Source organism: Pseudomonas sp. SJZ131 (assembly GCF_007828705.1).
In the GTDB taxonomy this organism is placed as follows: domain Bacteria; phylum Pseudomonadota; class Gammaproteobacteria; order Pseudomonadales; family Pseudomonadaceae; genus Aquipseudomonas; species Aquipseudomonas prosekii.
In genome coordinates this window covers 279,414-291,591 of the sequence record NZ_VIVC01000003.1, presented here as the reverse complement: position 1 = coordinate 291,591, position 12,178 = coordinate 279,414, and the positions used below count along the sequence as shown (strand labels likewise).

Genomic DNA, 12,178 nt, shown 5'->3' with positions numbered 1-12,178 from the left:
ATCGGTTGTGCGCGGTAAACCTGACATGGGGCGGTGATTGGTTTTACGACTGCTGCGCAGCCGAACGCAGCCTCGCGTTGCTCGGCAGCTGCTACAGGGGGTTATGTGTTGTTTACGACCTTCTCGGCTAACACTTGTGTTCCAGCGCTCACCCTGCCGAAGACCACTGCGCACGCGCCCTGTAGCAGCTGCCGAGCCCGCGAGGCTGCGTTCGAGGACGAAGTCCTCGCCAATCCGGTGTGTGCGGTGTGCCTGAACATGCGCGGTGATTGGTTTGGCGACTGCTGCGCAGCCGAACGCAGCCTCGCGTTGCTCGGCAGCTGCTACAAGGGGTTTATGGGTTTAGGGCTTTCTCGGCTAAGGCTTCAATTTGTTCTTGCCGCTCAGCCTGGCTCAATTTGGCGTGGGGGTTGAGCGACGACCATTGTGGATGCGCGCGTGCCTTGTTCAATGCTTCCGGCAGTTTGCCTTCGCGCCAGGTTTTGTCCTGCGGCGTTGCGACCTGAATGCTGTCCATCGCCGCGTGCCCGCGCAGGTTCAATGCCTGGACCAACTGACGCTGACGCAGCGCCAACAGGCGCAGCACGCTGTCATCGACGGTCAATTCGCGCTGACCTTTGATCTTGCCGAGCAAGCGGCTGCCATAACTGCGCGCCGTTTGCAGGGCGCCGCCGGCAATCGCTCCGGCCAGGGCCGCCGCGCCGAGGGTCAGGCCGCCGACCAGCAGATCGACGCCAGCCCCCGCCGCCGCGCCCGCCGCGATCCCGCCGCCGACCCGCACGCCCAATTGCTTGAGGGTTTCCGGGTTGAACAAGTCATCGCCCCAACGCCCGTCCAGCAGCGGCAAGTCGCTGGCCGCCGCATCTTGCGGGCGAAAGGCGTAGAGCTTGAGCAGCGCCTCGACGCAACGCTGTTCGCGTTGGCGCACGGCTTTGCGCAATTCGCTGATCGCCTGTTGTTCCTCTGCAGCTTCGCTGACCACACTGCGCCGGCACGCCGCGCAATCGATCAGCAACTCGGCAATCAGCCGCGCGGCACTGTGCTGACGCGCGAGGCGTTGCGCTTGTTGATCGGCAATCAAGCGCTCGAGTTGCGGCCGCGCGTTTTCCAGCAGCAGCGCCAGGCTTTCATACAGTCGGCGCTCGCCGTCCTCGGGCGGGGCGACGCTGTCAAACCGCACCAGCGCATGCAAACCCAGGCGCGCCAAGGCTTCGCGCCAATCAGCTTCGCGCTGGTGGGCGCTGCTGACGAAGTTCAGCACCGGCAGCAACGGTTTGCCGCAACTGGCCAACACTTCGAGTTCGTCGCGGTACTTGGCCAGCACCGGCTCGCGGGCGTCGATCACATAGAGGCCGGCGTCCGAGGCCAGCAGTTGCCGCATCACTTTGGCTTCCTGCTCGAAACGCTGCCGGGCTTCGCTGCTGTCGAGGAACCGCGCGAGGCGCGCCGGGCCGTCGAGGCGTTCGCCGGGACGTTCCAGGCGTTCGAGGTAATCGAGCAGGGCAATCGCGTCTTCCAGCCCCGGCGTGTCGTAGAGGTCGAGCAACGGCTCGCCGTCGACCGACAGCCGCGCGCCTTCGACATGCCGCGTGGTACTTGGCCGATGCGACACTTCGCCGAAACCGACGTCGCGGGTCAGGGTGCGCAGCAGCGAGGTTTTGCCGACGTTGGTGTGGCCGACCACCGCGAGCTTCAAAGGCTTAGTCATGACCGGTCTCCAGCCAATTCATCGGCGCGCAATCGGCGAAGGGCAATGCCAATTGTTCCAGCGCTGCGTGCCAGTCACCGAGGCGCGCGGCATCCAGCGCTTCGCCGGGCGGCGCTTGCAGCAGCCAGACGCGGGTGGCGCTGGCGTTGCGCGCCAGTTCGCCGATCAACGCCAGGCTGCCGCGATCCGGCGAGCGTCGTGGATCGCAGGCAATCGCCAGGCGCGCCGGGGGAAACCGACTCAATTGTTCGAGGAGTTTGTGGCGCGATTCGCGGCTGTCGAGGATGCCGGCATTGCTCACCGATTTCGGCAGTTTCGGCGGCCAGGGGCGTTGCTCGTCCAGCTCGATGGCGACCAGCAGCGCGCCATCACTTTGCAAAGCACTGACGCCGCTTTCGACGCGGTGCAGTTGCTCCGGCGCGGCGTCGCTGACGCCCAGGCGTTCGCTGGTCGGCATCAAGCGTTCGCGCAATTGCGCGTAGCCCGGCAGTGTCGGGTCCAGACGCAGCGCCGCGCGCCCGCGTTTCCAGCGCCAGCGGCACAGCAGCATCAGCACCAGTCGCGGCAATACGCCGTAGATCAGCACTGCGCCGACCAGCCAGATAGCCCAGCTCTGACGCACCAGCTCGCGGTTGTAATCGGTGTCGAGGGTCACGCGAATCATGTCGACGCGCGGCGCGCTCCAGCCCAGCGCGTGCGGCACGGCGGCGAGGGCGTCGGTGAGCGCGGCAAAGAAGTCGGCACCAAACAGCGTGCTTTCCCAGATGAAGTCGTAGCGCCGGGTCGCCATCATCAGCACCAGCATGCTCAGCGTGCTGAGCATGATCAGCAGCCACAAACCGTTGACCAACGAGCCCAGCGCCCAGCGATTGAGTTTGTGCCGTTGCAGCAACAGCAGCAGGGCCGGCGGCAGTTGCGCGGCTTTGGCGTCGCGGGCGAATTTTTCGCTGAGCCACAACCACAACCGGCCGAGCGCGGCGCCGTGTTCACCGGCGAACACCAAGCCCAGCGCCCAACTGATCATCAGGATCAGGTTCAAACCGAGCAGCGTGCCCAGCGCCCAGAATATGTTGACCGGTTGTGATCCGTTGCCCAGTGCCGAAAACGCCAGGCCGGCGCCGCTGACGAGGGCCAGCACGACCATCAGCAGCAGGGCCAGTCGCGCCCCTTGCAGCCAGTGCTTGAGGGCGCCGGTGAGGCCGTCGCGCTCGGCCAGCCACAAGGCGCGGCGCTGAATCCGCGTCGGCAGGTCGCCGCCCGCGTTGCGGGCCAGTCGGTTGGCTTCGAGATCGTCGAGAGGGCCGGCGTGTTCTTCGCGCAAGCGAATGGTTTCCGTCAGCCAGAGGTTATTCAGTTCAGTCACGCGGCTTCCCGTCGCTCAAATGAACGCTGAGCATAACCGCTGTGGCGCTTATCGGGGTATGGGAGGCTCTGGTATCCTCGCCGCCATGACTAAATCACTTCCCCTCAGCCTGATCGCAGCCCTCGGTGAAAACCGCGTGATCGGCGTCGATAACAGCATGCCCTGGCACTTGCCGGGGGATTTCAAATACTTCAAGGCGACGACCCTCGGCAAGCCGATCATCATGGGGCGCAAGACCTGGGATTCGCTCGGGCGTCCGTTGCCGGGCCGGTTGAACATCGTGGTCAGCCGTCAGGCCGATCTGCTGCTGGAAGGCGCGGAAGTTTTTTCGTCGCTGGAAGCTGCGGTGGTTCGCGCCGAAGAGTGGGCGAAGGCGCAGGGCGTCGATGAGTTGATGCTGATTGGCGGCGCGCAGTTGTATGCGCAAGGCCTGGCGCAGGCCGATCGGCTGTACCTGACCCGCGTGGCGTTGAGCCCGCAGGGTGATGCGTGGTTTCCGGAGTTTGATCAGCAACAGTGGAGACTGGTGTCGAACGTCGAGAACCCGGCGGTGGATGACAAACCGGCGTACAGCTTTGAGGTATGGGAGAAGGCCTGAAAAGCTTCGCGGGCAAGCCTCGCTCCTACAGGATTGGCGCCATTTCATAGACGGCGCATAACCTGTAGGAGCGAGGCTTGCCCGCGAAGGGGGCCGCTCAGGCGATGAGAATCTTAAGCGTGAGCCAACTCCGTATGCTCATCCGCATCCAGCAGCTGTTTATCCGTTTGCTGCATCACCTGGCTGGTAATCGCCCCGGCGGTGATCGAACCGCTGACGTTCAACGCCGTGCGGCCCATGTCGATCAGCGGCTCGACCGAAATCAGCAACGCCACCAGTGACACCGGCAAGCCCATCGCCGGCAGCACGATCAACGCGGCAAACGTCGCGCCGCCACCCACGCCCGCCACACCGGCCGAACTCAGGGTCACAATCGCCACCAGCGTCGCGATCCACAGCGGATCCAGCGGGTTGATGCCAACCGTCGGCGCGACCATCACCGCCAACATCGCCGGGTACAAACCGGCGCAACCGTTCTGGCCAATCGTGGCGCCAAACGAGGCAGCGAAACTGGCGATCGATTGCGGGATGCCCAGACGCGTGGTCTGCGCTTCGATGCTCAGCGGAATGCTCGCCGCGCTGGAACGGCTGGTGAACGCAAACGTCAGCACCGGCCAGATCTTGCGGAAGAAGCGCAGCGGGTTGATCCCGGCCGCCGACACCAGCAAACCGTGGACCACGAACATCAGGCCCAGGCCGATGTACGACACCACGACAAAACTGCCGAGCTTGATGATGTCTTGCAGGTTGGAACCTGCGACCACTTTGGTCATCAGCGCCAGCACGCCGTACGGGGTCAGCTTCATCACCAGACGCACCAGACGCATCACCCAGGCTTGCAGGGTGTCGATGGCGTTGATCACTTTCTGACCTTTTTCGACGTCATCCTTGAGCAATTGCAGCGCCGCGACCCCGAGGAAAGCGGCGAAGATCACCACGCTGATGATCGACGTCGGCTTGGCCCGCGCGAGGTCGGCGAACGGGTTCTGCGGGATGAACGACAGCAGCAACTGCGGCACATTCAGGTCAGCGACCTTGCCCGCGTAGTCGCTTTGAATGATCTGCAGGCGGGCCATTTCCTGAGTGCCGGCGACCAGGCCTTCAGCGGTCAGGCCAAACAGGTTGGTCAAACCGATACCGATCAGCGCCGCGATGGCGGTGGTGAACAGCAGCGTGCCGATGGTCAGGAAACTGATTTTGCCCAGCGACGAAGCGTTGTGCAGGCGGGCCACGGCGCTGAGGATGGAGGCGAACACCAGTGGGATCACGATCATTTGCAGCAACTGCACGTAACCGTTGCCGACCAGATCGAACCAACTGATCGAGGCTTTGAGCACCGGGTTGCCGGCGCCGTAAATCGTGTGCAGCGCCACGCCGAACGCGACGCCGAGCGCCAGCGCGAGCAGGACTTTTTTCGCCAGGCTCCACGAGGTGTGACGGGTTTGTGCCAGGCCAAAGAGCAGGGCGAGGAACACCAGCAAGTTGAGAATCAGCGGCAGATTCATAAAAACTCCGAAAGCGACTTGTGCCAGCTACCTTCCGGGGCAGCTGCGAACAGGCAAGCCTAACAGCTTGATATCTAATGAATTAATACCGATATCGGAGGTTGACTGTCGTTTTTGGAATAAGCGCGTGTCGCTCTCGGAGATGCAGCTGGCGCGATGGGGACGCAAGCGGTCGCGGGCAGGCGAGAACTGTCACGGTTTTTTGTTAGCGTCGATGCCTTTGCATCAGGTTCTCTTCATAAGGAAGCACGCACATGAAGTTCGCACCGAAAATGCTCGCCGTCGCGCTGGGATTTGGTTTGGGCTTGAGCCTCTGCGGCCAGGCATTCGCCACTGATCTGAAACACTGGCCGCTCGATCAGGCGAAGGCGCTGGACGCAATGATCGCGGCGAATGCCAACAAAGGTAATTTCGCGGTGTTCGACATGGACAACACCAGTTACCGCTACGACCTCGAAGAGTCGTTGCTGCCGTTCATGGAAAACAAAGGGCTGATCACCCGCGACACCCTCGACCCGTCGCTGAAGCTGATTCCGTTCAAGGACACCGCCGAGCACAAGGAAAGCCTGTTCAGCTACTACTATCGCCTCTGCGAAATCGACGACATGGTTTGTTATCCGTGGGTCGCGCAGGTGTTTTCCGGCTTCACCCTCAAAGAACTCAAGGGTTATGTCGATGAGCTGATGGCCTCCGGCAAACCGGTGCCGAGCACTTATTACGAGGGCGATGTGGTCAAGACCATCGAGGTCCAGCCGCCGAAAGTCTTCACCGGCCAGGCCGAGCTGTACACCAAGTTGATGGAAAACGGCATCGAGGTTTACGTGATGACCGCCGCGTCCGAGGAACTGGTGCGCATGGTCGCGGCCGATCCGAAGTATGGCTACAACGTCAAACCGCAGAACGTCATCGGTGTCACCACACTGCTCAAGGATCGCAAGACCGGCGAATTGACCACCGCGCGCAAGCAGATCACCGCCGGCAACTATGACGAGAAAGCCAACCTCGATCTCGAATTGACCCCGTACCTGTGGACCCCGGCGACCTGGATGGCCGGCAAGCAAGCGGCGATCCTGACTTACATCGACGAGTGGAAAAAACCGATTCTGGTCGGTGGCGATACACCGACCAGCGACGGTTTCATGTTGTTCCACGGCGTGGACGTGGCCAAGGGCGGCATTCATTTGTGGGTCAACCGCAAGGACAAATACATGACCCAGATAAACGGCATGATGGCCAAACACGCGGCGGCGCAAGCGAAAGAAGGCTTGCCAGTGACGGCGGACAAAAACTGGGTGATCGTCAAACCGGAAGAGATTCAGTAACAGGCAAAAAAATACCCCGCACTGGGCGGGGTATTTTTTTGTTCGACGGTTAAGCGTTACAGGCCGTCGAGCATGGCTTTGTTACGCACGGCGCCCTTGTCGGCGCTGGTGGCCAGCAGGGCGTAGGCTTTCAGCGCGGTGGTGACTTTGCGTGGGCGTTTTTCCACCGGTTTCCAGCCTTTCTGATCCTGCTCGACCCGGCGTGCGGCCAGTTCTTCGTCGCTGATCAACAGGTTGATCGAGCGGTTCGGAATGTCGATCAGCACCTTGTCGCCGTCCTGCACCAGACCAATCGCGCCGCCGGCAGCGGCTTCCGGCGATGCGTGACCGATGGACAGGCCCGAGGTGCCGCCAGAGAAACGGCCGTCGGTGAGCAGGGCGCAGGCTTTGCCCAGGCCTTTGGATTTCAGGTACGACGTCGGGTAAAGCATTTCCTGCATGCCCGGGCCGCCCTTCGGGCCTTCGTAACGAATGATCACGATGTCGCCGGCCTTCACTTCGTCAGCGAGGATGCCGCGTACGGCGCTGTCCTGGCTTTCGAAGATTTTCGCGTTGCCTTCGAAGACGTGAATCGACTCGTCGACGCCGGCGGTTTTCACCACGCAACCGTCCAGCGCGATGTTGCCGTACAGCACGGCGAGGCCGCCCTCTTGCGAGTAGGCGTGCTCGACACTGCGGATGCAGCCGTTTTCACGGTCGTCGTCGAGGGTTTCCCAACGGGTCGACTGGCTGAACGCAGTTTGCGTCGGGATGCCCGCCGGACCAGCCTTGAAGAAATGGTGCACGGCTTCGTCGGTGGTCTGGGTGATGTCCCACTTGGCGATGCCTTCGGCCATGGACGTGCTGTGCACGGTCGGCAGGTCGGTGTGCAGCAAACCGCCGCGCGCCAGCGAACCGAGGATGCTGAAGATCCCGCCGGCGCGGTGCACGTCTTCCATGTGGTACTTCTGGATGTTCGGCGCGACTTTGCACAGTTGCGGTACGTGGCGCGAGAGGCGGTCGATGTCCTTCAGGTCGAAGTCGATCTCGGCTTCCTGGGCGGCGGCCAGCAAGTGCAGGATGGTGTTGGTGGAACCGCCCATGGCGATGTCCAGAGTCATGGCGTTTTCGAACGCCTTGAAGTTGGCGATGTTGCGCGGCAATACCGACTCGTCGTTGTCGGTGTAGTAGCGCTTGCACAGCTCGACGATGGTGCGGCCGGCTTGCAGGAACAATTGCTCGCGGTCGCTGTGGGTGGCCAATGTCGAACCGTTGCCCGGCAACGCCAGGCCCAAAGCTTCAACCAGGCAGTTCATCGAGTTGGCGGTGAACATGCCGGAGCACGAACCGCACGTCGGGCAAGCGCTACGCTCGTACTCGGCGACTTTCTCGTCAGAAGCGCTGGAGTCGGCGGCGATGACCATGGCATCGACCAGATCGAGGCCGTGGCTGGCCAGTTTGGTCTTGCCGGCTTCCATCGGGCCGCCGGAAACGAAGATCACCGGGATGTTCAGGCGCAGGGACGCCATCAGCATGCCAGGGGTGATCTTGTCGCAGTTGGAGATGCAGACGATGGCGTCGGCGCAGTGGGCGTTGACCATGTACTCGACGGAGTCGGCGATGATCTCGCGGCTCGGCAGCGAATAAAGCATGCCGTCGTGGCCCATGGCGATGCCGTCATCCACGGCGATGGTGTTGAATTCTTTGGCGACGCCACCGGCGCGTTCGATTTCGCGCGCAACCAGTTGGCCGAGGTCCTTGAGGTGGACGTGGCCCGGTACGAACTGGGTGAAGGAGTTGGCAATGGCGATGATCGGCTTTTTGAAGTCGTCATCTTTCATCCCCGTGGCGCGCCACAGTGCGCGCGCGCCGGCCATGTTGCGGCCATGGGTGGATGTTTTCGAGCGGTAATCAGGCATGGAACACTCCGGGCGGCTAATCAGGTGCTAAAGGGGAAGTGAGCTTCTATGAACGTCTGGAACACTCAGAAATGGCCGTGTGTCCGGAAGTTGCCGATGACTTTGCGGGATCGCCGCTTGCCTCAGCCTGAGCTCATAAACCCGCCGGGGGATGAATGGCGATGAATCCCGCGATTCTACACCGCTGGCGTCAGGAGGGAATGCCGGAAAGCGTTGATCCCGCGCTGACGCCGCGTGCGGGATGACGACCGGCAGTATTCACCCGGCCGTCAGCGCCCGATGTCGCCGGGTGATCAGTGCATTCAAGATGATCGCGCTGGCGCTCAACAGCAGAAAGCTCAGTGCCAGAGTGGTCTGCAAATCAGTCGCACTGAGATTGATCAGTGCGCTGATCAGTCCGCCGAAGATGAATACCAGTGTGTTGCCCGCCGCCGCCGAGGTGCCAGCTCTGTCCGGGAATATCTCCATGGCTTTGGACGTCGCGACCGGGCGCGCAATGGTCGTGCCGGCGGTGCAGATGATCATTGGCACCAGCACCGTCAGCGTCGAAAGCCCGAAAAATTTCGCCAGCATTAACATCACCAGTCCGGAAAAGAAGATCAGGCCCAGGCCGACGATGATCAGCGTGTTCGGCGCGATCCGGCCGCCGAGGATCCGCGCGACGATGCCGCCGATGATGTACGCCAACCCGTAGAGCAACAGCGTCAGCGAGAATTCGTAGGGCGAGAGCTGCAATTGATCCATGAAGATCAGCGGCGAAATGACGATGAAGGAGAAATGGCAGGCGAATGCAATGGCGGCAATCAACCAGTAACCGGTGAAACCGACGTCGCGGTAAACCACCCGGTATGACTGGACGATACCTCGGTGCATAACGTTGGTCGGGCGCTGGTTCTCAAGGAAAAAGCAGGCTTTGAGGAACACCGCGCCGGCCAGCGCGATGAACACCACAAAACTTCCAGGCCAGTCGAGTGCTTGTTGCAGCAACGTGCCAGCCAGCGGCGAGATGGAGATGAAAATTCCGCTGGCGGTGACCATGAGGATTCTCAGCCGATCGCGCTCCTTGCCCGCGAACAAGTCCTGAACCAGCGCCTGGGTCAGTACAAAACATCCGCAGCCGATGGCCTGGATCATCCGGAACAGCAGAAACCAGGAATAATCGGTGGCTAACAGACAGCCTGTCGCGCCGATTATCGATACCGCCATGCCCGCCAGCAGCAAGCCTTTGCGCCCCATGCGGTCCGACAGCGGCCCTATAAGCAGTTGCGACAATGAAATGCCGACGGCGAACAGGCTGATGGACAACGCGATATCGGCGGGGCTGGTGCGAAAGTGTTCAGCCAATGCCGGAAATGAAGGCAGCAGCACGTCCAGTGGGAAGACCCCGAGCAGCACCATGGTCATCAGCAGAATGACCGCGACACGGCGCTTTTTAACACTCACAGCGGTGTCGTCTTCATTCATCAATAAGCCCTGCCTGCGCGAAAAGTTGTCGATTGCCGGGCAGGTCAAAAAATCCCGCCGTGTGCAGTGCCCTAAACGTGGCGCCCGCCCCTGAACGCGCACGGGCCACAACGGCCTTTGTGCCCGACAGGCCGCCGAGGATGTCGGTGATGCAAACGGCATCCAGTTCGGCGCTGAGCAGGCTTTCCCTGAGCCATCGGTCATCGATTTCAAAGAACAGCAGGATGATTTCCACCAGCCAATGCGCAGCGAGGGCGCGCCGGGTGCCCGGCAGGTTAAGCCACACGTAATGGAACACTTGCGCAAAATAGCGACTGTGCCGAGCCTCGTCGGTGAGGTGATCCCTGAGCATTTCCTGAACGCCGGACACCAGCAGGTCGCGGCACAGATCAAGCAGTTCGCGGGCGATGATCGTCTCGGAAACGAAACCGACCAGAAACAGCGCCAGCGTTTGGTGTTCGTCAGGGGCACGGGCGAGCAGGTCGTTGAGCCGGGTGATCCGCCGGGGCATCAACGGCCGCGAGGTGATCCCGTACAGGTCGGCGATCTGCTCGGCGACGCTGTTGGAGAACAGCGCGTGAAAACCTTCGTCGGTGTAGAGCTGCAATCCGGCAGTTTTCATCTGCTGCGGGATAGCGACGCCGAGTTCGTCGTGGACGATGGTTTCCACCGCGCGATTGACGATGCGGTGTTCCAGCAACGTGGTGTAGTCGAGGAAATACACCAAGTGATTGGCCGTCAGGCGATGAACCACCGCTGGGCCGGCAGCCTGGATACTCGGGTGATCGAGATAGGGCAGAAAACCCGGCGGAAACCAGTGCCGGTTGATCAATTGCCGTTCCAGCTCCGGCGGCGATGGCAATAGATACGTGTTGCCGCTCGTGCGCACCGACGCGCGGTTATTCCAGTCGCCGAGGGTGAAGTGCCCGACCGGGAACTCCGCTATCGCAGAGTCGGCGGTCATTGTTGCTGTCTCTGGTTCAGCAACGCTTTCAGTTCCTTGCACATCACTTGCCCATCGCTGCGGCCACAACCGACGAAAAACAACGGTTGTTCAGTGTTGTCTTCAAGTCCGAGCAGCGCTTCGACCTGATCGTCTTTCAGCGCGCCGGTCAGCCAGGTGCCTAAACCCAGGGAAGTAGCGACCAGTTGAAAGGTCTGGGAGATATGCCCGGCTTCGACGTAGGCCATTCGGTAGGCGCGCGAATGTTGGTACTTCCACCACAACTTGTCGAAACGCGCACTGATGAACAGGCCGACCGGCAAGTTGTTGATGAAGTGTTGCCCGCACAGGAGTTGGCCCAGCGGCGCGGCCGGCAAGGGATTGACGAAACTCAGGGCGTGATCGGCGGCGTGGTAGGCATAAAGTCCGGGTTCCAGGCACTCGACGTTTTGCACGTGCACGAACCCCTCGCAGGCATTCAATCCGCCCCCCGAAGGGCTGCTGCGGCGGGCGCCGAGGCCGTCGGCGACTGAGTCGTCGAGATCGTCTTCACGCTCTTTCAGATGGCCGAGCGACAGGTAGAGCAGGGTGCTGAGGTGGTCGAGCGATACTGCGTCGCCGGTGAAAGAGCGGCAGGTTTTCCGGTTCACCAGGGCATCGGCCAGATAACTTTCCGGCAGGCGTGCAGGGATGGGCAGGGCAATCAGCTTGCCGGTCGCATGGCGGGTGTTATCCGCGCCTGAGCCGCTGGAGGCCAATACTTCGTTGCAATGGTCCAGATAATGTCTCGACCATTCATGAATGTTCTTGGGTGTATATTCGCAAGGGATGTTTTTAGTGCCGATATGAAATATTTTTGATAGTTCATCCCAGCCCCATTCGATTGCTCGCTGGGTGGAAGTTATCAATATTCCAGTATTAAGAAACTGTGTATCGATTATATTGTTGGTGTCGAACGCTCGTGGGTTGTCGATAAGTTGCGCGAGCCGCGTCGAGTATTCGAGGTTGAGTTCAAATTGCTTGTGGTTGCGGTAATCCCAGACTATTTGACCGGGCGTGCGGGGAAGCATGAAGAGATACGGGTTTATCTGCATGAAGGGCTGTTCGCTCTGGCGGGGCCATAGAAAACGCTGGGTAAGCCGGCACTCCCCAGCGTCTCATTTACTTAGCGGGCTTTTGGTGCGACCAGAAAAGCCAGGTTAGCGATTTTGTTGGTTTCCAGAGTAACTGCTTTCATGTTGTGAACTCCTTGTAAGTAATAGTGAGTGCCACTCCTTGGTGACAACTCAATCATAGTTTGTAATGAGTTCTTATCAAGAAGAATATCAGTAGGAAATATCCAGTAATTTTGTGGGAGCTATCTTATAGGAGGTAAGT

General features: G+C 60.9%; 9 protein-coding genes. 2 read left to right on the top strand and 7 right to left on the bottom strand.

Features of this window, described 5'->3' with window-relative positions; genetic code table 11:
• Nucleotides 1-334 precede the first annotated feature (334 nt).
• Both FBY12_RS15505 and FBY12_RS15500 read right to left on the bottom strand, forming a co-directional pair.
• Nucleotides 335-1,708, bottom strand: coding sequence for a GTPase/DUF3482 domain-containing protein (locus FBY12_RS15505; protein WP_121733212.1), 1,374 nt, complete (start codon nucleotides 1,706-1,708; stop codon nucleotides 335-337).
• Nucleotides 1,701-3,071 carry a DUF2868 domain-containing protein gene (locus FBY12_RS15500; protein ID WP_145253721.1) on the bottom strand — a complete coding sequence of 457 codons (1,371 nt, stop codon included), beginning with the start codon at nucleotides 3,069-3,071 and terminating at the stop codon, nucleotides 1,701-1,703. The genes FBY12_RS15505 and FBY12_RS15500 overlap by 8 nt, the downstream gene beginning before the upstream one ends.
• Before the next feature lie 85 nt (nucleotides 3,072-3,156).
• On the opposite strand from FBY12_RS15500, the gene FBY12_RS15495 reads away from it, so the two are divergent.
• Nucleotides 3,157-3,669: a dihydrofolate reductase gene (locus FBY12_RS15495; protein WP_145253718.1), complete on the top strand. Its 513-nt coding sequence runs from the start codon at nucleotides 3,157-3,159 to the stop codon at nucleotides 3,667-3,669.
• Nucleotides 3,670-3,782: 113 nt separating this feature from the next.
• Here the strand turns inward: FBY12_RS15495 and FBY12_RS15490 are convergent, their stop codons facing one another.
• Nucleotides 3,783-5,174, bottom strand: a complete 1,392-nt coding sequence (locus FBY12_RS15490) for an L-cystine transporter (RefSeq protein WP_145253715.1) — start codon at nucleotides 5,172-5,174, stop codon at nucleotides 3,783-3,785.
• Between the two features lie 254 nt (nucleotides 5,175-5,428).
• Here FBY12_RS15490 and FBY12_RS15485 point away from each other — a divergent pair, with 254 nt between their 5' ends.
• Nucleotides 5,429-6,496 carry a haloacid dehalogenase-like hydrolase gene (locus tag FBY12_RS15485; protein ID WP_145253713.1) on the top strand — a complete coding sequence of 356 codons (1,068 nt, stop codon included), beginning with the start codon at nucleotides 5,429-5,431 and terminating at the stop codon, nucleotides 6,494-6,496.
• A gap of 56 nt (nucleotides 6,497-6,552) precedes the next feature.
• On the opposite strand, the gene ilvD is transcribed toward FBY12_RS15485, so the two are convergent.
• The 4 genes from ilvD to FBY12_RS15465 all read right to left on the bottom strand — a co-directional run bounded on the left by ilvD (nucleotide 6,553) and on the right by FBY12_RS15465 (nucleotide 11,895).
• Nucleotides 6,553-8,394 carry a dihydroxy-acid dehydratase gene (ilvD, locus tag FBY12_RS15480; RefSeq protein ID WP_101209182.1) on the bottom strand — a complete coding sequence of 614 codons (1,842 nt, stop codon included), beginning with the start codon at nucleotides 8,392-8,394 and terminating at the stop codon, nucleotides 6,553-6,555.
• 258 nt (nucleotides 8,395-8,652) lie between these two features.
• Complete coding sequence (locus FBY12_RS15475) at nucleotides 8,653-9,858, bottom strand: MFS transporter (protein ID WP_145253710.1); 1,206 nt, start codon at nucleotides 9,856-9,858, stop codon at nucleotides 8,653-8,655.
• Nucleotides 9,851-10,822, bottom strand: coding sequence for a diiron oxygenase (locus FBY12_RS15470; protein ID WP_145253707.1), 972 nt, complete (start codon nucleotides 10,820-10,822; stop codon nucleotides 9,851-9,853). Before FBY12_RS15470 ends, FBY12_RS15475 begins: the two co-directional genes overlap by 8 nt.
• Entirely contained in the window at nucleotides 10,819-11,895 is a 1,077-nt protein-coding gene (locus FBY12_RS15465) for a SagB family peptide dehydrogenase (RefSeq protein ID WP_145253704.1), read from the bottom strand. The genes FBY12_RS15470 and FBY12_RS15465 overlap by 4 nt, the downstream gene beginning before the upstream one ends.
• Nucleotides 11,896-12,178: the final 283 nt, after the last annotated feature.

What these genes read in the sequence shown, in the direction of transcription:
- FBY12_RS15505 (WP_121733212.1), bottom strand. Translation starts at nt 1,708, where the DNA reads ATGACTAAGCCTTTGAAGCTCGCGGTGGTCGGCCACACCAACGTCGGC.
- FBY12_RS15490 (WP_145253715.1), bottom strand. Translation starts at nt 5,174, where the DNA reads ATGAATCTGCCGCTGATTCTCAACTTGCTGGTGTTCCTCGCCCTGCTC.
- FBY12_RS15495 (WP_145253718.1), top strand. Translation starts at nt 3,157, where the DNA reads ATGACTAAATCACTTCCCCTCAGCCTGATCGCAGCCCTCGGTGAAAAC.
- FBY12_RS15475 (WP_145253710.1), bottom strand. Translation starts at nt 9,858, where the DNA reads ATGAATGAAGACGACACCGCTGTGAGTGTTAAAAAGCGCCGTGTCGCG.
- FBY12_RS15485 (WP_145253713.1), top strand. Translation starts at nt 5,429, where the DNA reads ATGAAGTTCGCACCGAAAATGCTCGCCGTCGCGCTGGGATTTGGTTTG.
- FBY12_RS15465 (WP_145253704.1), bottom strand. Translation starts at nt 11,895, where the DNA reads ATGCAGATAAACCCGTATCTCTTCATGCTTCCCCGCACGCCCGGTCAA.
- ilvD (WP_101209182.1), bottom strand. Translation starts at nt 8,394, where the DNA reads ATGCCTGATTACCGCTCGAAAACATCCACCCATGGCCGCAACATGGCC.
- FBY12_RS15470 (WP_145253707.1), bottom strand. Translation starts at nt 10,822, where the DNA reads ATGACCGCCGACTCTGCGATAGCGGAGTTCCCGGTCGGGCACTTCACC.